General features: G+C 60.4%; 24 protein-coding genes and 1 pseudogene. 12 read left to right on the top strand and 13 right to left on the bottom strand.

The window, feature by feature from the left end:
* Positions 1–1116: an outer membrane protein assembly factor BamC gene (gene bamC / locus BBF94_RS03415; protein ID WP_065257647.1), complete on the bottom strand. Its 1116-nt coding sequence runs from the start codon at positions 1114–1116 to the stop codon at positions 1–3.
* Positions 1117–1133: 17 nt separating this feature from the next.
* Positions 1134–2012 carry a 4-hydroxy-tetrahydrodipicolinate synthase gene (dapA, locus tag BBF94_RS03410; protein ID WP_065257646.1) on the bottom strand — a complete coding sequence of 293 codons (879 nt, stop codon included), beginning with the start codon at positions 2010–2012 and terminating at the stop codon, positions 1134–1136.
* A 312-nt stretch (positions 2013–2324) separates the two neighbouring features.
* Between dapA and BBF94_RS03405 the strand changes: the two genes are divergently transcribed.
* A complete protein-coding gene (locus BBF94_RS03405; RefSeq protein ID WP_065257645.1) occupies positions 2325–2885 on the top strand; it encodes a glycine cleavage system protein R in 561 nt (186 codons plus the stop codon).
* Between the two features lie 10 nt (positions 2886–2895).
* The gene (locus BBF94_RS03400; RefSeq protein ID WP_065257644.1) at positions 2896–3369 is read left to right on the top strand and encodes a peroxiredoxin; all 474 of its coding nucleotides are present in this window, start codon (positions 2896–2898) and stop codon (positions 3367–3369) included.
* Between the two features lie 34 nt (positions 3370–3403).
* On the opposite strand, the pseudogene BBF94_RS03395 reads toward BBF94_RS03400, so the two are convergent.
* Together BBF94_RS03395 and BBF94_RS03390 are read right to left on the bottom strand one after the other, a co-directional pair.
* Positions 3404–4473 (bottom strand): annotated as a pseudogene (locus tag BBF94_RS03395) (AI-2E family transporter).
* Positions 4474–4505: 32 nt separating this feature from the next.
* Entirely contained in the window at positions 4506–4745 is a 240-nt protein-coding gene (locus BBF94_RS03390) for a sulfurtransferase TusA family protein (RefSeq protein ID WP_065257643.1), read from the bottom strand.
* 97 nt (positions 4746–4842) lie between these two features.
* Here BBF94_RS03390 and BBF94_RS03385 point away from each other — a divergent pair, with 97 nt between their 5' ends.
* Positions 4843–6276, top strand: a complete 1434-nt coding sequence (locus tag BBF94_RS03385; RefSeq protein WP_065257642.1) for a M48 family metalloprotease — start codon at positions 4843–4845, stop codon at positions 6274–6276.
* Between the two features lie 65 nt (positions 6277–6341).
* On the opposite strand, the gene BBF94_RS03380 is transcribed toward BBF94_RS03385, so the two are convergent.
* The 4 genes from BBF94_RS03380 to rpoE all read right to left on the bottom strand — a co-directional run bounded on the left by BBF94_RS03380 (position 6342) and on the right by rpoE (position 10168).
* Positions 6342–7790, bottom strand: coding sequence for a DegQ family serine endoprotease (locus BBF94_RS03380; RefSeq protein ID WP_065257641.1), 1449 nt, complete (start codon positions 7788–7790; stop codon positions 6342–6344).
* Positions 7791–7996: 206 nt separating this feature from the next.
* A complete protein-coding gene (locus BBF94_RS03375) occupies positions 7997–8959 on the bottom strand; it encodes a MucB/RseB C-terminal domain-containing protein (RefSeq protein WP_065257640.1) in 963 nt (320 codons plus the stop codon).
* An 8-nt stretch (positions 8960–8967) separates the two neighbouring features.
* Entirely contained in the window at positions 8968–9555 is a 588-nt protein-coding gene (locus tag BBF94_RS03370) for a sigma-E factor negative regulatory protein (protein WP_065257639.1), read from the bottom strand.
* Positions 9556–9586: 31 nt separating this feature from the next.
* Positions 9587–10168, bottom strand: a complete 582-nt coding sequence (gene rpoE, locus BBF94_RS03365; RefSeq protein WP_060753712.1) for an RNA polymerase sigma factor RpoE — start codon at positions 10166–10168, stop codon at positions 9587–9589.
* A 559-nt stretch (positions 10169–10727) separates the two neighbouring features.
* Between rpoE and nadB the strand changes: the two genes are divergently transcribed.
* On the top strand, positions 10728–12344 hold the full coding sequence (gene nadB / locus BBF94_RS03360; RefSeq protein ID WP_065257638.1) for an L-aspartate oxidase: 1617 nt from the start codon (positions 10728–10730) through the stop codon (positions 12342–12344).
* On the opposite strand, the gene BBF94_RS03355 is transcribed toward nadB, so the two are convergent.
* Both BBF94_RS03355 and BBF94_RS03350 read right to left on the bottom strand, forming a co-directional pair.
* A complete protein-coding gene (locus tag BBF94_RS03355; RefSeq protein ID WP_065257637.1) occupies positions 12313–12765 on the bottom strand; it encodes a protein YgfX in 453 nt (150 codons plus the stop codon). The genes nadB and BBF94_RS03355 overlap by 32 nt on opposite strands.
* The gene (locus BBF94_RS03350) at positions 12749–13003 is read right to left on the bottom strand and encodes an FAD assembly factor SdhE (protein ID WP_065257636.1); all 255 of its coding nucleotides are present in this window, start codon (positions 13001–13003) and stop codon (positions 12749–12751) included. Before BBF94_RS03350 ends, BBF94_RS03355 begins: the two co-directional genes overlap by 17 nt.
* Before the next feature lie 149 nt (positions 13004–13152).
* Between BBF94_RS03350 and ygfZ the strand changes: the two genes are divergently transcribed.
* Positions 13153–14094, top strand: coding sequence for a CAF17-like 4Fe-4S cluster assembly/insertion protein YgfZ (ygfZ, locus tag BBF94_RS03345; protein ID WP_065257635.1), 942 nt, complete (start codon positions 13153–13155; stop codon positions 14092–14094).
* Positions 14095–14129: 35 nt separating this feature from the next.
* A complete protein-coding gene (locus tag BBF94_RS03340; RefSeq protein ID WP_065257634.1) occupies positions 14130–14951 on the top strand; it encodes an HDOD domain-containing protein in 822 nt (273 codons plus the stop codon).
* A gap of 3 nt (positions 14952–14954) precedes the next feature.
* Here BBF94_RS03340 and BBF94_RS03335 read toward each other — a convergent pair whose 3' ends face one another.
* A complete protein-coding gene (locus BBF94_RS03335) occupies positions 14955–16340 on the bottom strand; it encodes a sensor histidine kinase (RefSeq protein WP_065257633.1) in 1386 nt (461 codons plus the stop codon).
* Positions 16333–17004: a response regulator gene (locus BBF94_RS03330; protein WP_065257632.1), complete on the bottom strand. Its 672-nt coding sequence runs from the start codon at positions 17002–17004 to the stop codon at positions 16333–16335. Before BBF94_RS03330 ends, BBF94_RS03335 begins: the two co-directional genes overlap by 8 nt.
* Here BBF94_RS03330 and BBF94_RS03325 point away from each other — a divergent pair.
* The 5 genes from BBF94_RS03325 (at position 17003) to BBF94_RS03305 (ending at position 21480) form a co-directional block, all read left to right on the top strand.
* A complete protein-coding gene (locus tag BBF94_RS03325; protein WP_065257631.1) occupies positions 17003–17386 on the top strand; it encodes a hypothetical protein in 384 nt (127 codons plus the stop codon). The two genes, BBF94_RS03330 and BBF94_RS03325, sit on opposite strands and share 2 nt — an antisense overlap.
* Before the next feature lie 62 nt (positions 17387–17448).
* Positions 17449–18426 carry a Bug family tripartite tricarboxylate transporter substrate binding protein gene (locus tag BBF94_RS03320; RefSeq protein ID WP_065257630.1) on the top strand — a complete coding sequence of 326 codons (978 nt, stop codon included), beginning with the start codon at positions 17449–17451 and terminating at the stop codon, positions 18424–18426.
* A gap of 58 nt (positions 18427–18484) precedes the next feature.
* Positions 18485–18943, top strand: a complete 459-nt coding sequence (locus BBF94_RS03315; RefSeq protein ID WP_065257669.1) for a tripartite tricarboxylate transporter TctB family protein — start codon at positions 18485–18487, stop codon at positions 18941–18943.
* Position 18944: 1 nt separating this feature from the next.
* Positions 18945–20459: a tripartite tricarboxylate transporter permease gene (locus BBF94_RS03310; protein WP_065257629.1), complete on the top strand. Its 1515-nt coding sequence runs from the start codon at positions 18945–18947 to the stop codon at positions 20457–20459.
* Positions 20452–21480, top strand: coding sequence for an AbrB family transcriptional regulator (locus tag BBF94_RS03305; protein ID WP_065257628.1), 1029 nt, complete (start codon positions 20452–20454; stop codon positions 21478–21480). The genes BBF94_RS03310 and BBF94_RS03305 overlap by 8 nt, the downstream gene beginning before the upstream one ends.
* Positions 21481–21483: 3 nt before the next feature.
* Here the strand turns inward: BBF94_RS03305 and ung are convergent, their stop codons facing one another.
* Entirely contained in the window at positions 21484–22179 is a 696-nt protein-coding gene (gene ung, locus BBF94_RS03300; RefSeq protein ID WP_065257668.1) for a uracil-DNA glycosylase, read from the bottom strand.
* A gap of 132 nt (positions 22180–22311) precedes the next feature.
* Here ung and BBF94_RS03295 point away from each other — a divergent pair, with 132 nt between their 5' ends.
* A complete protein-coding gene (locus BBF94_RS03295) occupies positions 22312–23424 on the top strand; it encodes an enoyl-CoA hydratase/isomerase family protein (RefSeq protein WP_065257627.1) in 1113 nt (370 codons plus the stop codon).
* Positions 23425–23469 lie beyond the last annotated feature (45 nt).

Genomic DNA, 23469 nt, shown 5'->3' with positions numbered 1-23469 from the left:
TCAGCCCAGGTTGTCCTGAATCACGCTCAACACTTTACGGGCCACTTCGGCCGGCGCGACGGTGTTGATGTTTTTCTCCACGGTCACCTGAACGTTCTCGCCAACCTTGCTCAGGCGAACCTGATAACGCTCGGCACGGGCTTCAACTTCTTCCTTGGTCGGCGCACTGCCGAACAGGCTGCTGAAGAAACCGGGCTTCTCGTCTTTCTTCTCGGCCTTCTCGGCCAGGTTGATGTAGTACAGACCCAGGCTGCGGTTGATGTCTTCGACGCGCCACTGACCTTGCTCCAGCGCACGACCGACGCTCGACCAGGCACGGTCCAGATCGGAACCGACGTTCAGGACCGGGTTGCCGCTGCCGTCTTCGCTCAGGCTGACACGACTCGGGGTATCGAAATCACGCGATGCCAGCATCGACACCGACCCGCCCTTTTCGGAAGTACGGCTCATGCTCGCCAGCAAGTCGTCGACCAGCGCAGCGTCCAGACCGGTGTTGACCGAACGGTTGGTGAAATCGACATTCGCGGTGCTGCCGGCAGGACGCTCGGCGCTGACCACATAGATCTCACTGGTATTGCGCTGTACACCCGGCTCGATGCGCACCCGCACGCGGGTTTCACTGTCGGCACCGACGCCGGCGGCGCTCAGGCGCTTGGCCATGGCGGCGGACAGTTCGTCGGCATGCTGCCAGGTGGTGGTGAACTCACCGGTTTGCGGGCGTTGTTCATCCAGACGGAAACCGTTGTCCTGGAAGAACTGCACAGCCACTGGCCAGACTTCGGCCGGCGGATGCTGGCCCATGACCCAGCGCGAATCACCGCTTTTCTGCAGCGAGTAATCGCTGGCATCGGCGATTGCCGACAACGGTTGAGGACGCGGAACCACATATTCGCCGGTAGCGGTATCGTCGGCGACGTTGCGCGGGATCGGCAGCAGCGGATCCAGACGCTTGGAGGTGCTGACACCTTCCGGAAGTTGCATCGGTGCAGTCTGTTTCGCTTCCAGGTAGTCGCTACCACGGTCACGGAAATAACCTTCCGGGCCCCAGATCCATCCGCAGCCACTGGTGCTGGAGATAATCAAGGCAAGTGCGGAAAGTCCGGCCATTCGCTTCATGCGTTGTACTTCCTCAATTAAACCAGGACGCTGCACTGGCGCAGGGCCGAGCGCAACGTTTCATGACAAGGAGCGCTCAGCCAGGTCAGCGGCAGGCGGATACCTTCGTGCATCAGACCCATTTCGACCAAAGCCCACTTCACCGGAATCGGGTTGGCTTCGATGAACAGGTCCTTGTGCAGCGGCATCAGTTTTTCGTTGATTGCCCGTGCGGTCTCGGCGTCGCCCTTGAGCGCGGCCTCGCACAGGTCGGCCATTTCGCGTGGAGCGACGTTGGCAGTGACGGAAATGTTGCCTTTGCCACCCATCAGGATCAGCTCGACGGCGGTCGGATCATCGCCGGACAGCACGATGAAATCCTTGCTCACGCCATCGAGGATCGCCTTGGCGCGCTTCAGGTCGCCGGTGGCTTCCTTGATGCCGATGATGTTCGGCACGCTGGACAGACGGATCACGGTTTCGGCCTGCATGTCGCAGGAAGTGCGGCCTGGAACGTTGTAGAGGATCTGCGGGATGTCCACCGCTTCGGCGATGTGTTTGAAGTGCTGGTACAGGCCTTCCTGGGTCGGCTTGTTGTAGTACGGAACCACCAGCAGGCAGGCGTCGGCGCCGGCTTCCTTGGCATTGCGGGTCAGCTCGACGGCTTCGCGGGTCGAGTTGGCGCCGGTGCCGGCGATGACCGGAATTCGACCGTTGACTTGCTTGACCACGGCTTTGATGACGGCAATGTGTTCTTCTACATCAAGGGTTGCCGACTCGCCGGTCGTACCGACCGCGACAATAGCATGGGTGCCGTTCTTGAGGTGGAAGTCCACGAGTTTGCTGAGGCTGTCCCAGTCAAGACGCCCTTGTGCATCCATGGGTGTGACCAGTGCCACCATACTGCCCGCAATCATGAAACCGCTCCTGCCGGAAAAAGAGAGCGGTAATGGTACTGGCGCCAACATGCTTGCACAAGCGAAGTACGGTGCCGCCATTCCCCTGAGCGCCGCTTTTCGCTACCCTTCAGACTTTGATCGGTACAGATCAGCTTGTACGCCGGGTTCCTGCTCCCTGTTTCGGCCATCGAGGCCCCATTCCAGTGTCGCTGCCTTACGCTTCTTTATTATCGGAGCCGTGGCGATATGCAAATCGGGCTTTCCTTACAGGCATGTCCCGGCAATCAATGCCTTTAACCTACCGACCGCTCATCGCTTTAGGAATGCTGCATGTCCACCCCCACAGTTCGCGAACAATTCCTTGTCGTCAGTGCGCTCGGCGCCAATCCCATGGAGCTGACCAACGTCCTGTGCCGCGCCAGCCATGAAAACCGCTGCGCGGTCGTCACTTCGCGCCTGACCCGCCACGGCGAGTGCAGCGCGCTGGTGCTCGAAGTCTCCGGCAGCTGGGACGCCCTGGCCCGCCTGGAAAGCAGCCTGCCGATCCTGGCCAAACGTCACTCGTTCACCGTGAACGTAGTGCGCAGCGCCGCCCTGGAAAACCGCCCGCAGGCCCTGCCGTACGTGGCTTACGTCTCCTCGGCCTATCGCTCCGACATCATCAATGAACTCTGCCAGTTCTTCATGGATCACAACGTCGAGCTGGAAAACCTGACCTGCGACACCTATCAGGCGCCGCAGACCGGCGGCACCATGCTCAATGCCACATTTACCGTGACCTTGCCGGCCGGCACCCAGATCAGCTGGCTGCGCGACCAGTTCCTGGACTTCGCCGATGCCATGAACCTGGACGCGCTGATCGAACCGTGGCGCCCACAGAACCCAATGTAAGGAAGCTTTCATGGCCGTAACCATCGATCAAGCGGTTGCCGACTTCGAAGCACCCGCGACCAGCGGACAGACCGTGCGCCTTTCGGCCCTCAAGGGCAAGCAAGTGGTGATCTACTTCTATCCGAAGGACAGCACTCCGGGTTGCACCACCGAAGGCCAGGGGTTTCGTGATCAATACGCAGCGTTCAAGGCGGCCGACACGGAAATCTTCGGCATCTCCCGGGACAGCCTGAAGTCCCACGAGAACTTCAAGTGCAAGCAGGAGTTTCCGTTCGAACTGATCAGCGACAAGGACGAAGCCGTCTGCCAGCTGTTCGACGTGATCAAACTGAAAAAACTCTACGGCAAGGAATACATGGGTGTGGATCGCAGTACCTTCCTGATCGACAAGAATGGCGTACTGCGTCAGGAATGGCGTGGCGTGAAAGTGCCGGGCCACGTTGATGCGGTGCTGGCCGCCGCTCAGGCGCTGAACAAGGCTTGATCCTTTCGGCGCCCTGACGGGCGCCGAATCCGTTTCAGAGCAGTGGCGCTACCACCGGCTCCTTGCGTGGCCAGGCATCAAGCACAGCCTTGAACAGCGTCGCCAGCGGAATCGCGAAGAATACGCCCCAGAAACCCCACAACCCGCCGAACAACAGCACCGCACAGATAATCGCCACCGGGTGCAGGTTGACCGCTTCGGAAAACAGCAGCGGCACCAGCACGTTGCCGTCCAGGGTCTGGATAATTCCGTAGACCGCCATCAAATAAATGAACTGATCGCTCCAGCCCCACTGGAACAGCGCGATCAACATCACCGGTACCGTCACCACTACCGCCCCGACATACGGCACCACCACCGACACCCCCACCAGCAACGCCAGCAGCGCCGCGTAGTTCAGCCCGAGGCGACGAAGGCGATATAGGTCACGCCACCACAGATCACGATCTCGATGACCTTGCCGCGAATGTAGTTGGCGATCTGCCGGTTCATTTCCTCGGCAACCCGGGTGATCAGCGCTCGCTCACGCGGCAGATAACCGCGCACCCATTCGCCGATCATCACCCGGTCTTTCAGGAAGAAGAACACCAGGATCGGCACCAGAACCAGGTAGATCATGATGTTTACCAGAAGCGGCAGACTGGACAACGAAAACGTCAGCGCCCACTGCCCGAACTTGCCGATCTCGCCCCGTGCCGCCTCGATGGCTTGCAGCACCTGCTCGTCGGACACCAGATGCGGATAGCGCTCCGGCAGCAGCAACAACAACGATTGCCACTTGGCGAGCATGCCCGGCAATTCATTGAACAAGGTGATCAGTTGATGCCAAAGCAACGGCAACACCACGACGATGAACAACAGCAGTACGCCCATGAACAGCGCAAATACCAGCCCCACCGCCGCCCCGCCAGGCATCCGCAGGCGCTCCAGGGTCACCACCAAACCCTGCATCAGGTAAGCCAGCACCATCCCGGCCAGAACCGGCGCAAGCATTCCACCGAGGGTCAGTACGGCGGTGAAGGCAAGAAACAACAGCACCGCCAGCACCACGGCTTCCTCGTCGGAAAAGTAGCGCTGAATCCAGTCGCGTAACACTTTGAACATCAATAATCCTTAGGTCTTTTACGCTGTCGATTTCAGGCTTTTTTCAACCAGTAACGGTAGACGCCTGCCTCGTCTTCTTCATGCAGCAGCGTATGACCGGCCAACCGCGCAAAGGTGCGAAAGTCGCGCTGTGAGCCGGCATCCGTGGCGATCACCTTCAGTACCGCACCGCTGGGCAACCTGTTCAGTTCCATCTTGGCCTTGAGCAACGGCAACGGACAGTTCAGGCCGCTGGCGTCCAGTTCACAGTCGTGGGCTACGGCGTCGGTCATGCGTCACTCCGGATCAGGTGGTCAGGCTGCCTAGAATATCTGGTCGCAGGCCCGGTGTCCGGCTACAGTAAGGACTTTGTCGACTAAGGCTTTGTGCATGACATTTTTGCGCCCTACCCTGCTGACGCTCGCTTGCCTGCTCGCCTCACCGGGCTTTGCCGACGACCTGCCGTCACTCGGTGACGCCAGCTCTGCCATCGTCTCGCCACAACAGGAATACCAACTGGGCCGTGCCTGGCTGGCATTGCTGCGCAGCCAGGTTTCGCAACTCAACGATCCCCAGCTCAAGGATTACGTCGAGTCCAGCGTCTATAAACTGGTGGAAACCAGCCAGGTCAACGACCGACGCCTGGAGTTCATACTGATCAACAGCCCGCAGCTCAACGCCTTCGCGGCACCTGGCGGGATTGTCGGGGTCAACGGCGGCCTTTTCCTCAACGCCCAGACCGAAGGTGAATATGCCTCGGTGCTGGCCCACGAACTGGCACACTTGTCACAACGCCACTTCGCTCGCGGCGTCGAGGCCTCCCAGCGGATGCAGGTACCGATGATGGCCGCCCTGCTGGCCGGCATCGTGATCGCAGCAGCCGGTGGCGGCGATGCAGGGATTGCGACCATCGCCGGTACTCAGGCGGCAGCGATCCAGTCGCAGCGCACCTTCTCGCGCCAGAACGAGCAAGAGGCTGACCGCATCGGCATCCTCAATCTGGAAAAGGCCGGTTACGACCCCCGCTCCATGCCGACCATGTTCGAGCGCCTGATGCGCCAGTACCGTTACGATGCCAAGCCGCCGGAATTCCTGCTGACTCACCCGGTAACCGAATCCCGCATCGCCGACACCCGCAACCGCGCAGAGCAGGCCAAGCCCGGCGGCATTGAGGACAGCATGCGCTATCAGTTGATCCGCGCACGGGTACAGCTGATCTATGAAGAAACCCCCGGGATGGGTGCAAAACGCTTCCGGGCGCAACTGGACGAAAACCCGAAAAACAATGTGGCCCGTTACGGTCTGGCGATCGCCCAGATCAAGGGAGGCCAGCTGAATGAGGCGCGAGCGAACCTCACGCAGTTGCTGGCGCAGTCGCCGAACGAAATCATCTACAACCTCGCCCAGATCGATCTGGACATCACCAACAATCGCCTGGCAGACGCGCAGTCACGGGTCGACCGCATGCTGACGCAATACCCGGGTAACTATCCGCTGAACCAGGTACGTGTCGATCTGCTGCTGAAGCAGAACCGTACGGCCGATGCGGAAAAGGCACTTGAAGGCTTGCTGAAATCACGCCCGGACGATCCGGACGTCTGGTATCAGGTGGCGGAGACCCGTGGTTTGTCTGGCAATATCATTGGCCTGCATCAAGCCCGCGCCGAGTATTTCGCACTGGTCGGCGACTATCGCCAGGCCATCCAGCAACTGGATTTTGCCAAGCGCAAGGCCGGCAACAACTTCCCGCTATCGTCGCGTATCGACGCTCGTCAGCGTGAGCTGATGGAGCAGGAACGCATGATCAAGGACATGATGGGATAAAACTGCGGGCATGAAAAAACCGCCTCATTCGAGGCGGTTTTTTCATTTACGCGACAGCTATCGGATCATTCAGCCAGCTTGAAGGTAATGAAGCTGGCACGTCCCTGACGCAGAACCCGCATCGATACCGAGCGATTCTTCGGCAGTGCCTTGGCGATCTCCCCGAACTCCTTGGCCGAACCGATGGCCTGGTTGTTCAGATGGGTGATGATGTCGCCTGGCTGCAGGCCAATCAGTGCGGCAGGACCGTCCTGCACCTCCTTGATCACCACACCACCTTTGAGGTCGTAGGTTTTCTTCTGCTCAGCGGTCAGTTCGGCCACGGAAACACCGAGGCGATTACTGCTGGTCTCGACGCCGGATTTCGGCAAGGCATCCAGCTCCTTGTCTTCGTCAGGAATCGCGCCGACCGTCAGCTCGATATTCTTGCGCTTGCCCTCACGAATCACTTCCAGATTGGCCTTGGCGCCAGCTTTCAAAGCACCTACCAGGTGAGGAAGATCAGCGGACATGACAATCGGTTGACCGTTCATGCTCAGGATCACGTCGCCTACTTGCAGCCCACCCTTGGCAGCCGGGCCGTCATCCTGGATCTGAGCCACCAGCGCACCGGCCGGTTTTTCCAGACCGAACGACTCGGCCAGATCCTTGTTCACTTCCTGAATGACAACGCCCAACCAGCCGCGACTCACCTTGCCACCGCTTTTCAGCTGGTTGGAGACATCCATGGCAACATCGATCGGGATAGCGAAGGAAACGCCCATGAAGCCACCGGAGCGGGTGTAGATCTGCGAGTTGATCCCCACCACTTCACCGTTCAGATTGAACAGCGGACCACCGGAGTTGCCCGGGTTGATCGGCACGTCGGTCTGAATGAAAGGCACATAGTTTTCGTTCGGCAAACTGCGGCCAACGGCGCTGACGATGCCCTGGGTCACCGTGTGGTCGAAGCCGAACGGCGAACCGATCGCCACGACCCACTGACCGGCTTTCAGGTCCTGAGATTTGCCGAGCTTCAGCACCGGCAGATCCTTGCCTTCGATTTTCAGCAGGGCCACGTCGGAGCGTGGGTCGGTGCCGATCAGCTTGGCTTTCATTTCGCTTCGATCCGCCAGTCTAACGAGGATTTCGTCGGCATCGGCGATCACATGGTTGTTGGTCAGGATGTAGCCATCCGGCGAAATGATGAAGCCCGAACCCAGCGATTGCGCTTCACGCTGACGGTCACCACGTGGCGAACGCTGCTGCGGTGGCATGCCCCGCTCGAAGAACTCACGCAGCATCGGCGGCAAACCTTCCAGATCAGGCATCTGCTGGTTCACTTTGCGATCCGGCAGTTTTTGCGTGGTACTGATGTTCACCACCGCAGGCGAGGCCTTTTCAACCAACTGGGTGAAATCCGGCAGGTTGACCGGACTGGCCGCTTCAGCCGCACTGACTGCCGGGACAGCCTGACCGAGCACCAGCACAGCGGTGATGACGGAGAGATAAGACTTCAAACTTGGTATCGACATACAGCTCCCGTTACGACGAGCAGGGTTAAGCGATATGGAGCAAGGAACACCGGAAACCGCAGGCCGGCATTTTTGTTCCGGGAACAACAAACAAGGCCAGAGCCGAGAGGCTCTGACCTATAAAAAATTTTCGGGTTATTTGCAAATGAAAATGCTCAGCAAACATTTCACATCTCGAACACGAAGTGGAAACGGCTGGAATCAGCTCACTGCTTGCTGGTTGCAGCGCCATCATTGCGTATCGACAGGGCAATCCGCTCGGCAGTGCCAATCGGAATTTCGCCGACCACCGTCACCATCATTTCGCCCTGCGGCGTAGTCAAACGGCGGGATACAGCGACGGTAGGACCCAACTGAGTCCGGGTATCCGTGACGACTGCACCATTGAGCGGCTCCAGAAACACCGAGAAACGAGCCAGTCCATCGTCATATAGCAGACTGTTGACCTGGGTCTTGGTGTCGGGATCCTTGTGCGAGGAACTGCTGGTGAGCTCGAAGCCGGGGGGCAACCAATCGGATCGCCAGACTTGAGCGGCCTTGACGGCTGAAGCCTTGTCACTCTCGAGGTTGACCGGCTTACAGTCGGAGGCGGCCTGAAGTTCCTTGTCGGACGGAACCTCGGAGGTATCCAGACGAGTGAACTGGAACCGCTCAAGCAGCTGTCCCTTGTCATTGAGCAACAGAGACTTGAGTGGCAACCCGGTTTCCTTGTCCAGATGCAGCTCGAAACCGTAGCGATATTGATCTCTTGGCGTCAACGATACGATTACCGCCTCACGCCCGGCCACGCGTGACTTGCCGATTACGGCAAGCTCATACCAATTCTTCAGTTTCTGGGGGTCAAGAGAACGAGCGGCAGAATTTGGAGAATCTCCCAGCCCCGCAATCAGGGTTCCGCTGACGCATTGAGTATGCCCATCAACGCGCACGACTTCCTGTGCAGAACCATCAAGCTGGAGCAAGCGCTCACGCACTTGCCCGTTCTGGACACGATGCCAGATGCTGTGGGTAGAAAAACTACCGTTACGCTCGTAGACGAATGTGCCGTGAAAGCTTTGCTGCTGCTCCGCCTGGCCCAGACGGGTCAGCCAGTCCTGGGCCTCATCGGCATGGGCGGGAACAACGAACCAGCCACTGAGCAGAAGCGAAAGTAGAGGTATGGCGCGCATGATCCTCCTTAACGGTTTTCCAGACTGGCTGCTCGTGCATAAGGCAGGGCACTTTCAGTGCCTTTCAGCGCGGCTTGCTGGGCGTGTTGACGCAGGTAACCCGGCAGACGCTGATCGTGCCAGCCCGGCTGACCTTGCAGCACACCATTGGCCATAGGGCCGGTGGCTTCCGAACTCTCATTGTAGCCGGCCAATACAGCCGGGCCTTTTACTTGAGGAACGGCCAATGCTGGCTGATTGGATTGTTGCGCGAGTTCAACACCGGCGATTTCATCCTGGTTGTACAGACGAACACCGGCCAGCACGGCAACGGTCACAGAAGCTGCAACGGCCAGACGCCCCAGGCTGCGCCAAGGACCACGGGACACTTTGGCTGGAGTGGCTTCATCTTCCAGCGCAGCAGAAACCGCCGCAGCGAGATCCAGGCGTGGCAGCAGCAGATCCTTGTGCATGGCTGCCCGAGCGATCTGGTAACGAGCCCAGGTTTCGCGGGTTTCAACATCATCCAGTGCGTTGAGCACTCGACGCAATTCCAGTTCGTCCGCTTCGTTATCCATCACTGCGGACAGCGATTCCTGCAGGGCTTCCCGACTCATGGCGTTCCTCTCTTGGCTGTCGCCGCTGTCTTTAGTTTTCCTGCAACAACGGCTGCAGGGCTTTATCGATGGCCTCCCGAGCGCGAAAAATCCGGGAGCGCACGGTACCAACCGGACATTGCATGACACTCGCGATGTCCTCGTAACTCAGACCATCGAATTCACGCAAAGTTAAAGCCGTGCGCAAATCCTCTGGCAATTGCTGGATGGTTCGATGGACGGTGCCTTCGATCTCATCCCGCAGCAATGAACGCTCTGGAGATTCAAGATCCTTCAGGCCGTGATCGCCGTCATAGAACTCTGCATCTTCCGAGCTGACATCGCTATCCGGCGGCCGGCGGCCGCGTGAAACCAGATAGTTTTTCGCCGTGTTGATGGCGATGCGGTACAGCCATGTATAAAAGGCACTGTCTCCGCGAAAGTTTCCAAGCGCTCGGTACGCCTTGATAAAGGCTTCTTGCGCAACGTCCTGGGCTTCATGGGTGTCGTGCACGAAACGCACGATCAACCCGAGAATTTTGTGTTGATACTTCAACACGAGCAGATCGAAAGCTCGCTTGTCGCCGCGCTGAACGCGCTCGACCAGCTGCTGATCCTCTTCCTGGGTTAGCATGAACACTCCTCGATAAACTCGGAGGAGGCTTGCACGACCAATCGACCGGACTTGCAGACATAGACTCGGGCTTTTCGCAAAAGTTCTCCCCCTCCAAGCAAGTTTCCTGCGGGCTTCTGATTTGACACGCACGAAAAACGCAGCGCGGGACAAGCCGGCTGCGCGAATAATCTTTTCATCGGCTCACTGGCGAGAATCCAACCACGGATTCCGCCTTGAAGCCGACACTGTCCCTTGATTCAGGCAACTGTCTATTGATCTTGAGCCTTTGGCAAAAGTTCCAAACATTTATAGCCGGACAGAAGCGACATTGGGCAACCATGGCTGGAAAAAGCCTGTTTCATCCGCGATACAGCCGCTTTTTTCCTGATTCAGAGAAAAAAGCATCTGAAAAGGCGCCCGCATTTTTCCATCACGATAGTTTCACAATGCCATATCGGCCCGGCTATTGTGCCGCCCCACCCCTCTATATACTAGTGGGCTGTGTGGCTGTCTCGACTCGCCCCTCCGCCTGTCTTGCGCCAACCCCGACCCGGGTCGCATTGAGCGGAATCCTGAAATGAGCCAACAGTTTCAACACGATGTCCTGGTGATTGGCAGCGGTGCTGCCGGTTTGAGTCTCGCGCTGACCCTGCCCGGTCACTTGCGCATCGCCGTATTGAGCAAAGGTGATCTCGCCAACGGCTCGACTTATTGGGCCCAAGGGGGAGTCGCAGCCGTACTGGACGATACCGACACCGTCGAATCCCACGTCGATGACACGCTCAACGCCGGTGGCGGCCTGTGTCATGAGGATGCGGTACGTTTCACCGTCGAGCACAGCAAAGAGGCGATCCGGTGGCTGATCGACCAAGGCGTGCCCTTTACCCGCGACGAACAGTCCGGGGCAGAAGACGGCGGATTCGAATTCCACCTGACTCGCGAAGGCGGTCACAGCCATCGCCGCATCATCCACGCCGCCGACGCCACCGGCGCCGCCATCTTCACGACCTTGCTGGCCCAGGCCAGAAAACGCTCGAACATCGAACTGCTGGAACAGCGGGTCGCGGTGGACCTGATCACCGAACGCCGCCTCGGGCTGGACGGCGACCGCTGCCTCGGCGCCTACGTACTCAATCGCAAGACCGGCGAAGTCGACACCTACGGCGCACGGTTCGTGATTCTGGCTTCCGGCGGCGCCGCCAAGGTGTACCTCTATACCAGCAATCCTGACGGCGCCTGCGGCGACGGCATCGCCATGGCCTGGCGTTCGGGTTGCCGCGTGGCAAACCTGGAGTTCAATCAGTTCCACCCCACCTGCCTGTATCACCCGCAGGCCAAGAGTTTCCTGATCACCGAAGCCCTGCGCGGAGAAGGCGCGCATTTGAAATTGCCGAACGGCGAAAGCTTCATGCAGCGTTTCGACCCGCGCGCCGAGCTCGCGCCCCGGGACATCGTGGCCCGAGCCATCGACCATGAGATGAAGCGACTGGGTGTGGACTGCGTCTATCTCGACATCAGCCACAAACCCGATACGTTCATCAAAACCCATTTCCCGACGGTATACGAGCGCTGCCTCGGATTCGGCATCGATATCACCAGACAGCCAATCCCGGTCGTCCCGGCGGCGCACTACACCTGCGGCGGCGTGATGGTCGACCAACAGGGGCGCACTGACGTACCCGGTCTCTACGCCATCGGCGAAACCAGCTTCACCGGCCTGCACGGCGCCAACCGCATGGCCAGCAACTCGCTGCTGGAATGCTTCGTCTACGCCCGTTCTGCCGCCTCGGACATCCTCGAACAGCTGTCCGACGTCGCCATCCCCCACGCCTTGCCCGCCTGGGACGCAAGCCAGGTAACCGACTCCGACGAAGACGTGATCATCGCGCACAACTGGGACGAGCTGCGGCGCTTCATGTGGGACTATGTCGGCATCGTACGCACCAACAAGCGTCTGCAACGGGCACAACATCGCGTGCGACTGCTGCTGGACGAAATCGACGAGTTCTACAGCAACTATAAAGTCAGCCGCGACCTGATCGAATTGCGCAACCTGGCACAAGTGGCGGAACTGATGATTCGCTCAGCCATGGAGCGCAAAGAGAGCCGAGGCCTGCATTACACCCTCGACTACCCGGACCTGCTGCCCGAAGCCCTCGACACTATTCTGGTGCCGCCCACCTACGTCGGCTGAACTTGAGACGTACCCGCAGGCGTCGGTGCAGATCCGCCGCCTGCGCATCCCGGGGCACGCAGATCGACCTGACCCGCCACTCGCCGCGCAAACGAAAGCGCAGCACCACAATCACGGGTAGCGCCAGACTGTCCGGTCGCAACTGAACCGGCTGCCAGCCATCGGCCCGATTCCACAATTGCCAGCCATCGGCATCGCAACGCAATCGGCAGAAAGCCTTGGGATGACTCAACAGAATCTGGCGGGGCAGCACCCACGCCCCATGGATCAGGCAAGCGACTGCACCAAGCAGACTGCCCCATAAAGGCAGGACAAGCAGAAACAAAGCGCACAGGGCGAACGCCTGAGCCAGGAGATACGCCGCCAGCAATTGCCGCGAGGCCTGCCAGCGGCATTCGAACGTGTTACTTGGGCTGGACACGGTCCAGAATCATGCGAACCATGCGTTGCAGCTCGGGATCTTCCGATTCGCTGCGTTCCATGAACCAGCCGAACATGTCCTGATCCTCGCATTCCAGCAGGCGGACATACAGCGCCCGGTCCACCTCGTTCAGATTCGAGTAGACCTCTTTCACGAACGGCACCAGCAGCACGTCAAGCTCAAGCATGCCGCGACGGCTGTGCCAAAAGAGGCGATTCAGTTCAACTTGTTCGACCATGGGGCACTCCTCAAATAGGCCGCAAGTATACAGGCCCGAGACGGGCCGAACAGTCGGCTTTGGTCGGGCACCACCGATCCTTTATGAACTACCCATTTCAACACCACCCCCTTATGATGTGCCCCAGTCTATTTACCCTGCGATGACCCATGGCCGATTCTGCTTTTTTCTGCACCCTCTCTCATGAAGGCGTTCTCGCGGTTCGCGGCGCGGATGCCGGAAAATTCCTGCAAGGCCAGCTGACCTGCAATATCAATTACCTGAGCGATGACCGGGCCAGCCTCGGTGCCCGTTGCACGCAGAAAGGCCGGATGCAGTCGAGTTTCCGCATTGTGCTCGAAGGCGATGGCGTGCTGATGGCCATGGCCGGTGAACTGCTGGAGCCGCAACTGGCGGACCTGAAAAAATACGCCGTGTTTTCCAAATCGAAACTGACCGACGAAAGCGCCGCATGGGTGCGCTTCGGTCTGGATCACGGGGATGCAGCCCTGAGCAGCCTGGGTCTGGAACTGCCGGCAGACGCCGACAGTGTGGTTCGCCACGAAGGGCTGATCGCGATTCGCGTTTCCCCCGAACGTGCCGAACTCTGGGTCCCGGCCGCTCAGGCCGACGCGATCAAAGGCAAATTGTCCGCGCAACTGACCGAAGCCCAACTCAACCAATGGCTGCTGGGCCAGATCCGCGCCGGTATCGGCCAGGTCATGCCGGGCACCCGTGAGCTGTTCATTCCGCAGATGCTCAATCTGCAAGCGGTCGGCGGCGTGAGCTTCAAGAAAGGCTGCTACACCGGCCAGGAAATCGTTGCGCGCATGCAGTACCTGGGCAAGCTCAAGCGTCGCCTGTACCGCGTGCGACTGGACGCCAGCGAGTTGCCTGAGCCGGGCACCCCGCTGTTCGCCCCAAGCCATGGCAGTTCCATCGGCGAAGTGGTGCTGGCTGCCCGCGCCGAACAAAATATTGAACTGCTGGCGGTGCTGCAGGCCGAAGCTGCCGACGCAGGCGATTTGCGTCTGGGCACGGCCGAAGGTCCGGCGCTGCATTTGCTCGACCTGCCATACGAACTGGATCGCGACCGCGAAATCCAGCGTTGATCGCAGTATTTGTTGCAACACCCTAGAGAAATGACATGAGTGAGCTGGCGGATAAGGTCCAACAGGATTTGGTTGAGGCCATCGATAACGATGACCTGGTTCTGCCAACGTTACCGGAAGTGGCCCTGCAGATTCGCAAGGCCGCCGAAGACCCGGACATCAGCGTCAGCGACCTGAGCAAAGTGATCGGCCGCGACACGGCACTGTCCGCGCGGCTGATCAAAGTGGTCAACAGCCCGTTGCTGCGCGCCACCCAGGAAGTCACTGACCTGCACACCGCGATTACCCGGCTGGGCGTCAACTACAGCAGCAACCTGGCGATCGGTCTGGTGATGGAGCAGATCTTCCACGCCCGCTCCGAGGTGGTGGAACAGAAGATGCGCGAGGTGTGGCGCAAGAGTCTGGAAATCGCCGGGGTCAGCTATGCCCTGTGTCGGCGCCATACCCAACTCAAGCCTGATCAGGCTGCATTGGGCGGGCTGGTGCACCAGATCGGCGTGCTGCCGATCCTGACCTACGCCGAAGATCACTATGAATTGCTGTCCGATCCGGTCAGCCTCAACCACGTGATCGATCACATTCATCCGCTGATCGGCGACAAATTGCTGCAGGTCTGGGAGTTCCCCGAGCGACTCGTGGCGTTGCCCGGGCTGTATCAAGATCTGAAACGCGAATCGCCGCAGGTCGACTACGTGGATCTGGTACAGGTGGCCAGCCTGTATTGCCACAAGGACAGCGATCACCCCCTCGCCCGCATCGACCCGCTCAGCGTTCCAGCCTTTCGCAAGCTCGGAATCGACATCGACAACAAGGCGATGTGCGCGGATCTGGAAGAGTCGCGGTCGATGTTCTACTGAGTCTCAGCCCGCGATAAAACTCACCCGCACCTTCAAACCCGCCTGCTCACCATCATGCAGTGTGATCTGCGCCAGATGCGCGCGACAGATTTCCCCGACAATCGCCAGCCCCAGCCCGGAACCGGCAACCTGCTGATTGCGCCGGTAGAAGCGCTCGAACACCCGGTCACGTTCATCCTGCGGAATGCCCGGGCCGTCGTCCTCGACCTCAAGCACCGCCGGTGGCAACACCCGCAGAATGACGTTGCCCCCCGATGGTGTATGGGCCAGCGCGTTATCCACCAGGTTGCTCAGCAGTTCATTGAGCAACGTCGGCTCGCCGCGCAGCCACACGGGCTCATCGGCCTCCAGTGCCAGAGCGACGCCCCGCGCATGGGCCAGCGGTGCCATGGCCATGCCCAGTTCCCGGGCCAGTTGGCTCAGATCAAGCAATTGTGCGCCACCCTCGGCAATCGCCCGGGCACCGTTTTCCACCCGGGCCAGCGACAACAACTGGTTGGCCAGATGGGTCAGGCGATCGGTACTTTGTGCCGATGATTCGAGTGTCTCGCGCCAGGTCTGCGGCTCACCGGAGCGCAGACCCAGCTCAAGTCGCGCCTTGAGCGCTGCCAGCGGTGTACGCAGTTCGTGGGCCGCATCGGCAATGAATTGCGCCTGCCGCTCGAACTGCCCGCGCAGGCGTTCGGTAAAGTGATTGAGCGCTCGCACCAGCGGCCACAATTCGTGCTGCACTTCCACCAGCGGCAAGGGCCGCAGATCATCCGGCTGTCGCTCTTCCACCGCCGTGCGCAAGCGCTCGATCGGCCGCAGTGCCGCACTGACGGCAAACCACACCAGCAGCAACGCACCGATTGCCAGCATGCCGAGCCGCAGCAACGTGTCTGCCGCCAGGCTGCGGGCCATGCTGACGCGTGCTTCATCAGTTTCGGCGACACGGATTTCCGCCATGCCATTCATGTTCGGTTCGGTCACCGCTTTCAACAGGCTGACCACGCGCACGTTCTGGCCCTGATAGGTGGCGTTGTAAAAACGCGCGAGCGCCGGGTAACTGTCGGTTCGCGGCGTTCCGGGCGGCGGGCCGGGCAGGTTTTCGTAACCGGAAATCAGTTTCTGATGGATGTCGTTGACCTGGTAATAGATGCGCCCGGCGCTGTCGTAGGCGAAGGTGTCCAGCGCCACGTAGGGCACATCGGCACTCAGACTGCCATCACGTTGAGACAGACCTGCGGCAATGGTGCGGGCCGACGCCAGCAGCGTGCGGTCATAAGCGGTATCGGCGGCTTCGCGACCGTTCCAGTAGGCGCTCAAGCCGCTGGCCAGCATCAACACCACCAGCAGCAGCGCGAGGTTCCACAACAATCGCCAGCGCAGGCTGCTGGGCTTATGCATCGCGGCTTTCCAGCAGATACCCCAGGCCCCGGAAGGTCACGATGGCCACCGCATGGCCGTCGAGCTTCTTGCGCAGGCGATGCACGTAGATTTCGATGGCGTCGGGGCTGGCTTCCTCGTCGAGACCGAACACTTGCGAGGCCAGTTGCTCCTTGCTCATCACCCGCCCGGGACGGGCGATCAGTGCTTCGAGCACAGCCTGCTCGCGGGAAGTCAGCGTGAGTAACTCTTCGCCGAGGGTAAAGCGCCGGGTCTCCAGGTCATAGGCCAGCACACCACAGCGCTGCAAGCGTTCACCGCCGAGCACACTGCGGCGCAACAGGGCTTTGACCCGGGCCTCAAGCTCCGTCAATTCAAACGGCTTGGCCAGATAATCGTCAGCCCCGAGATTGAGCCCGTGAACCCGATCCTTGACGTCACTGCGAGCGGTCAGCATCAGTACCGGCAGATTCTTGCCCCGGGCCCGCAGGCGTGCCAGCACCTCGAATCCATCCATGCGCGGCAGGCCGACATCAAGGATCGCCATTGCGTATTCCTCGCTGCCCAGCGCCAGGTCGGCGGCCACGCCATCGTGCAACACATCCACGGTCAACCCCGTGCTCTTGAGCGCCTGGGCAACGCTTTCGGCCAGTGGCAGATGGTCTTCGACGAGCAGAACACGCATGGATCTCTACCTCATTCAGGGATGGCCGACGCCATTCTTTGCCGCGGAGTTTACAGCCGCAACCGCCGCTGTGAAGCCCGAAAACGCGTTAAAGGCCGCTGAAAGGTTAGCGAAAGGTTTGGCCGATAGAGTCGGGTTACGGAATGTTTCGGCTTCCGTCGCTGCTGCCACACAGCGATACGAAAAACGCCTCGAAGCGTTTTCGACCAATAAGAACAATAAACGGAGTACCCCTCGCATGCCGACCTTGCAGACCAAGGCTCCTACGCCTGTTCTTCCTTCCCGTTTCAGCCATACCGCCCTTGCCAGCGCCGCCGCCCTCGCCGGTTTTGCACCGATGAGCTACGCCGATTACTTCGAGATGAAGTGCGTCTGCTGGTGAGCTATAGCGTTGCCCTTTGGTAATTCAGTACGTCCATAACAACAACTCCCAAGGAGACATCGATGAACTTATCACTGCGTAAAGTCGCTCTGGCCGCTGGCGTCATGTTGTTCGCCGGTCAATTGATGGCTGAACCGAAACGCCCGGAATGCATCGCCCCGGCCTCCCCCGGCGGCGGTTTCGACCTGACCTGCAAACTGGCGCAAAGCGCGCTGGTCAACGAAAAACTGCTGACCAAACCGATGCGCGTGACCTACATGCCTGGCGGTGTCGGCGCGGTGGCGTACAACGCCGTCGTGGCTCAGCGCCCGGCGGATGCCGGCACGCTGGTGGCCTGGTCCAGCGGTTCGCTGCTGAACCTGGCGCAGGGCAAGTTCGGCCGTTTCGATGAAACCAATGTGCGCTGGCTGGCGGCGGTCGGCACCAGCTATGGCGCCATCGCGGTGAAAAGCGATTCACCCTACAAGACCCTTGATGATCTCGTTCAGGCACTGAAGAAAGATCCGAGCGCCGTGGTCATCGGCTCCGGTGGTACCGTCGGCAGCCAGGACTGGATGCAGACCGCACTGATCGCCAAGGCTGCCGGGATCAACCCGCGCGACCTGCGTTATGTCGCCCTCGAAGGCGGCGGCGAAATCGCCACCGCCCTGCTCGGCGGCCACATCCAGGTCGGCAGCACCGACATCTCCGACTCCATGCCGCATATCCAGAGCGGTGACATGCGCCTGCTGGCCGTGTTCGCCGAGAAACGCCTGGACGAGCCGGAAATGAAAGACATCCCGACTGCTCGCGAGCAAGGCTACGACATCGTCTGGCCGGTGGTTCGCGGCTTCTACCTCGGGCCGAAAGTCAGCGATGAAGACTACGCCTGGTGGAAAGAGGCCTTCGACAAGCTGCTGACGTCCGAAGAGTTCGCCAAGCTGCGCGATCAGCGTGAACTGTTCCCGTTCGCCATGACCGGCCCGGAGCTGGACACCTACGTCAAGAAACAAGTCGCGGATTACAAAGTGCTGGCCAAAGAGTTCGGCCTGATCCAGTGATCGTCTCTGTCTAGCGGCCATGGCCTCGCGTTTCGAGGTCGTGGCCCAGGAGTTCCTCATGCTTATTCAACGCATTTTTGCTTCGGTGTTGCTGCTGGCCTGTGCCGGCCTGGCACTGATGGCCTGGCCCTATCAGGCGGCGTTTTCCTACGAACCGGTCGGCCCGCGGGCATTTCCCCTGCTGATGCTCGGCCTGATGAGCCTGGCGCTGCTGTACATGCTGTTTCGCCCGGCGCCGATCAAACACAGCGAAGACGAACCGCCGCTGGACCGTGAAACCCTGACCAAGATCGGTATCTGCGTGCTGTTGCTGCTGGTGTTCGCCGGTCTGTTCGAGCCCTTGGGTTTCATCCTCAGCAGTTGCGTGATCGGCATCCCGATGGCGCGCCTGTACGGTGGCCGCTGGCTGCCGAGCATCGTGGTGACCACGCTGATGGCCATCGGTCTGTACCTGCTGTTCGACCGTCTGATGGACGTACCGCTGCCCCTCGGCCTGCTCGACGTTCTGGAGAACTGATATGGATACGCTCGGATATTTGGGACAGGGCTTCGGCGTCGCGCTGAGCCCGTATAACCTGGTCACCGCGCTGACCGGTACGCTGATCGGCACCGTCGTCGGCCTGCTGCCGGGCCTGGGCCCGATCAATGGCGTGGCACTGCTGATTCCGATCGCCTTCGCCCTCGGTCTGCCGCCGGAGTCGGCGCTGATCCTGCTGGCGGCGGTGTACCTGGGCTGTGAATACGGGGGCCGGATCAGTTCGATCCTGCTGAACATTCCCGGCGAAGCTTCCACTGTGATGACCACCCTCGACGGCTATCCGATGGCCCGTCAGGGATTCGCCGGTGTGGCGCTGTCGTTGTCGGCATGGAGCTCGTTCATCGGTGCGCTCATCGCCACTTGCGGCATGGTGCTGTTCGCCCCGCTGCTGGCGAAATGGGCCATCGCTTTCGGGCCGGCGGAATATTTCGTCCTGATGGTGTTCGCGATTGTCTGCCTGGGCGGCATGGCAGGTGACCGACCGCTGAAGACATTTATTGCAGCGCTGATCGGTCTGTTCCTGTCCAGCGTCGGCATCGACGCCAACAGCGGCGTGTACCGCTTCACCGGCGACAATATTCACCTGACCGACGGCATTCAGTTCGTGGTGCTGGTGCTGGGTCTGTTCTCGATCAGCGAAATCCTGTTGCTGCTGGAGAAAACCCACCGTGGCCAGGAAGCCGTAAAAGCCACCGGACGGATGATGTTCAACCTCAAGGAAGCGGCGTCGGTGTTCGTGGTGAACATCCGCTGCGGCCTGCTCGGTTTCATCATGGGCGTATTGCCTGGCGCCGGCGCGACCCTGGCCAGTGCCGTGGCCTACATGACCGAGAAACGCATCGCCGGTGCCGACGGCAAATTCGGTGAAGGTGACAGACGCGGCCTCGCCGCCCCGGAAACCGCCATCGGCGCATCCGCCTGCGGCGCGCTGGTGCCGATGCTGACCCTCGGCGTACCGGGCTCAGGCACCACGGCGGTGATGATCGGCGCACTGTCGCTGTACAACATCACCCCGGGCCCGCTGCTGTTCCAGCAACAACCGGACATCGTCTGGGGCCTGATCGCTTCACTGTTCATCGCCAACATCATGCTGGTGATCCTGAACATTCCGATGATCCGCATCTTCACCCGCATCCTCGCCGTGCCGAACTGGGCCCTCGTGCCGGTGATCGCGATCATTACCGGGATCGGTGTGTACGCGGTGCATGCCACCACGTTCGACCTGTTTCTGATGGTCGGCATCGGCATCTTCGGTTACATCCTGCGCAAACTGGACTTCCCGCTGTCGCCAGTGCTGCTGGGATTCATCCTCGGCGGCTTGATGGAGCAGAACCTGCGCCGTGCGCTGTCGATCTCCAACGGTGCGCTGGAAATCCTCTGGTCGAGCCCGATCACCTTCGGTGTCTGGATCCTGACCGCGATCATGTTGCTGATGCCGTTGCTGCGTATCTGGCGCAAACGTTCGGTCGCCCGGCGCGTCGTCGCCGATGTCTGATCGGTCCTTCAAAACCTGGTGGGGAACCCCGCTGGTCGGTCTGCTTGGCGGTTTTATCGCCAGCCAGATCGGCTGGCCGCTGCCGTGGATGGTCGGCTCGTTACTGGCGATCATCCTCGTGCGCTGCCTGACCCCGTGGCAACTGACGGAAATCCCTGGCGGCCGCAAGTGCGGTCAGTGGATCGTCGGGATCGGCATCGGCCTGCACTTCACTCCACCGGTGATGGAACAGGTGCTGAGCCACTTCGGCCTGATTTTCTTCGGGGCGTTGGTCACCAGCCTGTCGGCGGTGGTCGGCGTTTGGCTGATGCGCCGTACCGGTGAGGATCGCGCCACGGCGTTTTTCTCCAGCATGCCCGGCGGCTCCGGTGAGATGGTCAACCTCGGCGCCCGCAACGGCGCGATGCTCAGCCACGTCGCGGCCGGGCAAAGCTTGCGGGTGCTGGTGGTGGTGCTGTGTGTGCCGGCGGCATTCAAATATCTGCTGGGCGATGGTGCCCCGATTTCTCACGCCGGCAGCGTCGATTGGCGCTGGCTGGCGTTTCTGTTTCCGGCGGGCGGTCTGCTCGCCTGGTTCTGGCAACGTCTGCGCCAGCCCAATCCGTGGCTGTTCGGGCCGTTGCTGGTCAGCGCGGCGGTGAGCATCGGCTGGGATCTGCACATCGGTCTGCCCAATAGCGGCAGCCAGATCGGCCAGTGGCTGATCGGCAGCGGACTCGGCTGTCATTTCAATCGGCAGTTCTTTCGCCGCGCACCGTCGTTCATGGGGCGTACGTTGATCGGTACGGCGCTGACCATGTTGATCGCCACACTGGCGGCGCTGGGACTGAGTGCAATGACCCATCTGGATCTGCGTTCGCTGACCCTGGGCATGATGCCCGGCGGGATCGCCGAGATGAGCCTGACGGCGGAAACCCTGCAACTGTCGGTGCCTCTGGTGACGGCGATGCAGGTGATGCGGCTGCTGTTCGTGTTGTTTCTGGCGGAACCGTTGTTCAAGTACTGGAACCGCCAGCCCTGACGATCAGACGACGGCGGGCAAACGCCACTCGATCGGCGCTTCGCCGTTCTGCTCCAGGAACTTGTTGGTACGGCTGAAGTGCCCGCAGCCAAAGAAGCCGCGATAGGCCGACAGCGGCGATGGATGCACCGAGGTCAGTACCAGATGCTTGGTGGCGTCGATCAGCTTCTGTTTGCTCTGGGCATGGGAGCCCCAGAGCATGAACACCAGATGCGGCTGCCGCTGGCTGACCACTTCGATGATCCGGTCGGTGAAAAACTGCCAGCCCTTGTCCTTGTGCGCGTTGGCATTGGCGCGCTCGACGGTCATGGTGGTGTTGAGCATCAGCACCCCCTGATCGGCCCAGCTCTGCAGATAGCCATGGTTGGGGATGTCGATGTTCAGATCGCGTTTCAACTCTTTATAGATGTTGACCAGCGACGGCGGCGCCGGCACGCCCGGTTGCACCGAGAAGCACAAGCCGTGGGCCTGGCCGGGGCCGTGGTACGGATCCTGACCAAGGATGACCACCTTCACCTTGTCCAGTGGCGTCGAGTTCAGTGCATTGAAAATCAGCGGGCCCGGCGGATAGATTTCCTTGCCGGCCGCCCGCTCCTGCTGCAGAAAAGTGCGCAACTCTGCCATGTAGGGCTGGTCGAATTCGGCACGCAGTGCCTCCTTCCAGCTCGGTTCGAGTTTGATACGGTCGTCAGCAGTCATGGTCATACCCGGCAAAAACAATGGGGCGAACCCTAGGAAAGCCGACCACGCTTGTCAATTGATCTGACGCAGATCCGGCACTTTCCCACACAGCGATCATACTGATCGTTCAAATTCCCGATCGAGGTCACGATGAATCTGCACTTCGAAGAACTGACCGGCACCGACGGCGCGCGCATCGGCGTGGCCACTCTCGATGCCGAAAAGTCGCTCAATGCGCTGTCCCTGCCAATGATCCACGCCCTGAACGACAAACTGAGCGCCTGGGCCAAAGATGCGCAAATTGTCTGCGTGCTCTTGCGTGGCAACGGTGCCAAGGCCTTCTGCGCCGGTGGCGAAGTGCGCAGTCTGGTGCAAGCCTGTCGTATGCATCCCGGCGAAGTACCGCCGCTGGCTGCGCAGTTTTTCAACGCCGAATACCGCCTGGACTACAGCCTGCACACCTACCCTAAACCGTTGATCTGCTGGGGCCATGGTTATGTGCTCGGTGGCGGTATGGGTCTGTTGCAAGGTGCGAGCATTCGCATCGTCACACCGAGCAGTCGACTGGCGATGCCGGAAATCAGCATCGGTTTGTACCCGGATGTCGGTGCCAGTTGGTTTCTGTCACGTCTGCCGGGCAAGCTCGGTTTGTTCCTCGGCCTGACCGGCGCGCAGATGAATGGCCGCGATGCACTCGATCTGGACCTCGCCGACCGTTTCCTGCTCGACGAACAGCAGCAGGAACTGATCGACCGCCTGCTGCAACTGAACTGGCAGGAACAGACCGCCATGCAGCTCAACAGTCTGCTCAAGGCGTTGCAGCAGGAGGCCGTGGCGCAAATGCCGGAAGCGCAATGGCTGCCGCGTCGTCAGGCAATCGATGATCTGCTGGATGTCAGCGATGTGAGCTGTGCCTGGAAAGCCCTCAGCCTGCAACGGGACAGCAACGACCTGCTGATTGCCCGGGCGGCGAAAACCATGAGTGAAGGTTCGCCACTGACCGCGCATCTTGTCTGGGAACAGATCGTGCGCGCCCGCCACTTGTCGTTGGCTGAAGTCTTTCAGATGGAATACACCCTGAGCCTCAATTGTTGCCGGCATCCGGAATTCAGCGAAGGGGTTCGCGCGCGGCTGATCGACAAGGATCACAAACCGCACTGGCATTGGCCGGACATTACCCGGGTGCCGGAAGCGGTGGTCGAGGCGCACTTTCACAAGGTCTGGGAGGGACGGCATCCGTTGGCGGATCTTTCCGGTTACTGAAATCCGGGCATAAAAAAGCGGCGCTCAATGCGCCGCTTTTTTGCG

The sequence above is a fragment of the Pseudomonas bananamidigenes genome (genome assembly GCF_001679645.1).
Taxonomy (GTDB): Bacteria; Pseudomonadota; Gammaproteobacteria; order Pseudomonadales; family Pseudomonadaceae; genus Aquipseudomonas; species Aquipseudomonas bananamidigenes.
The sequence above is the reverse complement of the archived record's forward strand: the minus strand, read 5'-3'. Positions and strand labels throughout refer to the sequence as shown.

Coding starts and splice junctions, on each gene's coding strand:
- bamC (WP_065257647.1), bottom strand. CDS start 1,116: ATGAAGCGAATGGCCGGACTTTCCGCACTTGCCTTGATTATCTCCAGC.
- dapA (WP_065257646.1), bottom strand. CDS start 2,012: ATGATTGCGGGCAGTATGGTGGCACTGGTCACACCCATGGATGCACAA.
- BBF94_RS03405 (WP_065257645.1), top strand. CDS start 2,325: ATGTCCACCCCCACAGTTCGCGAACAATTCCTTGTCGTCAGTGCGCTC.
- BBF94_RS03400 (WP_065257644.1), top strand. CDS start 2,896: ATGGCCGTAACCATCGATCAAGCGGTTGCCGACTTCGAAGCACCCGCG.
- BBF94_RS03390 (WP_065257643.1), bottom strand. CDS start 4,745: ATGACCGACGCCGTAGCCCACGACTGTGAACTGGACGCCAGCGGCCTG.
- BBF94_RS03385 (WP_065257642.1), top strand. CDS start 4,843: ATGACATTTTTGCGCCCTACCCTGCTGACGCTCGCTTGCCTGCTCGCC.
- BBF94_RS03380 (WP_065257641.1), bottom strand. CDS start 7,790: ATGTCGATACCAAGTTTGAAGTCTTATCTCTCCGTCATCACCGCTGTG.
- BBF94_RS03375 (WP_065257640.1), bottom strand. CDS start 8,959: ATGCGCGCCATACCTCTACTTTCGCTTCTGCTCAGTGGCTGGTTCGTT.
- BBF94_RS03370 (WP_065257639.1), bottom strand. CDS start 9,555: ATGAGTCGGGAAGCCCTGCAGGAATCGCTGTCCGCAGTGATGGATAAC.
- rpoE (WP_060753712.1), bottom strand. CDS start 10,168: ATGCTAACCCAGGAAGAGGATCAGCAGCTGGTCGAGCGCGTTCAGCGC.
- nadB (WP_065257638.1), top strand. CDS start 10,728: ATGAGCCAACAGTTTCAACACGATGTCCTGGTGATTGGCAGCGGTGCT.
- BBF94_RS03350 (WP_065257636.1), bottom strand. CDS start 13,003: ATGGTCGAACAAGTTGAACTGAATCGCCTCTTTTGGCACAGCCGTCGC.
- ygfZ (WP_065257635.1), top strand. CDS start 13,153: ATGGCCGATTCTGCTTTTTTCTGCACCCTCTCTCATGAAGGCGTTCTC.
- BBF94_RS03340 (WP_065257634.1), top strand. CDS start 14,130: ATGAGTGAGCTGGCGGATAAGGTCCAACAGGATTTGGTTGAGGCCATC.
- BBF94_RS03335 (WP_065257633.1), bottom strand. CDS start 16,340: ATGCATAAGCCCAGCAGCCTGCGCTGGCGATTGTTGTGGAACCTCGCG.
- BBF94_RS03325 (WP_065257631.1), top strand. CDS start 17,003: ATGGATCTCTACCTCATTCAGGGATGGCCGACGCCATTCTTTGCCGCG.
- BBF94_RS03330 (WP_065257632.1), bottom strand. CDS start 17,004: ATGCGTGTTCTGCTCGTCGAAGACCATCTGCCACTGGCCGAAAGCGTT.
- BBF94_RS03320 (WP_065257630.1), top strand. CDS start 17,449: ATGAACTTATCACTGCGTAAAGTCGCTCTGGCCGCTGGCGTCATGTTG.
- BBF94_RS03315 (WP_065257669.1), top strand. CDS start 18,485: ATGCTTATTCAACGCATTTTTGCTTCGGTGTTGCTGCTGGCCTGTGCC.
- BBF94_RS03310 (WP_065257629.1), top strand. CDS start 18,945: ATGGATACGCTCGGATATTTGGGACAGGGCTTCGGCGTCGCGCTGAGC.
- BBF94_RS03305 (WP_065257628.1), top strand. CDS start 20,452: ATGTCTGATCGGTCCTTCAAAACCTGGTGGGGAACCCCGCTGGTCGGT.
- ung (WP_065257668.1), bottom strand. CDS start 22,179: ATGACTGCTGACGACCGTATCAAACTCGAACCGAGCTGGAAGGAGGCA.
- BBF94_RS03295 (WP_065257627.1), top strand. CDS start 22,312: ATGAATCTGCACTTCGAAGAACTGACCGGCACCGACGGCGCGCGCATC.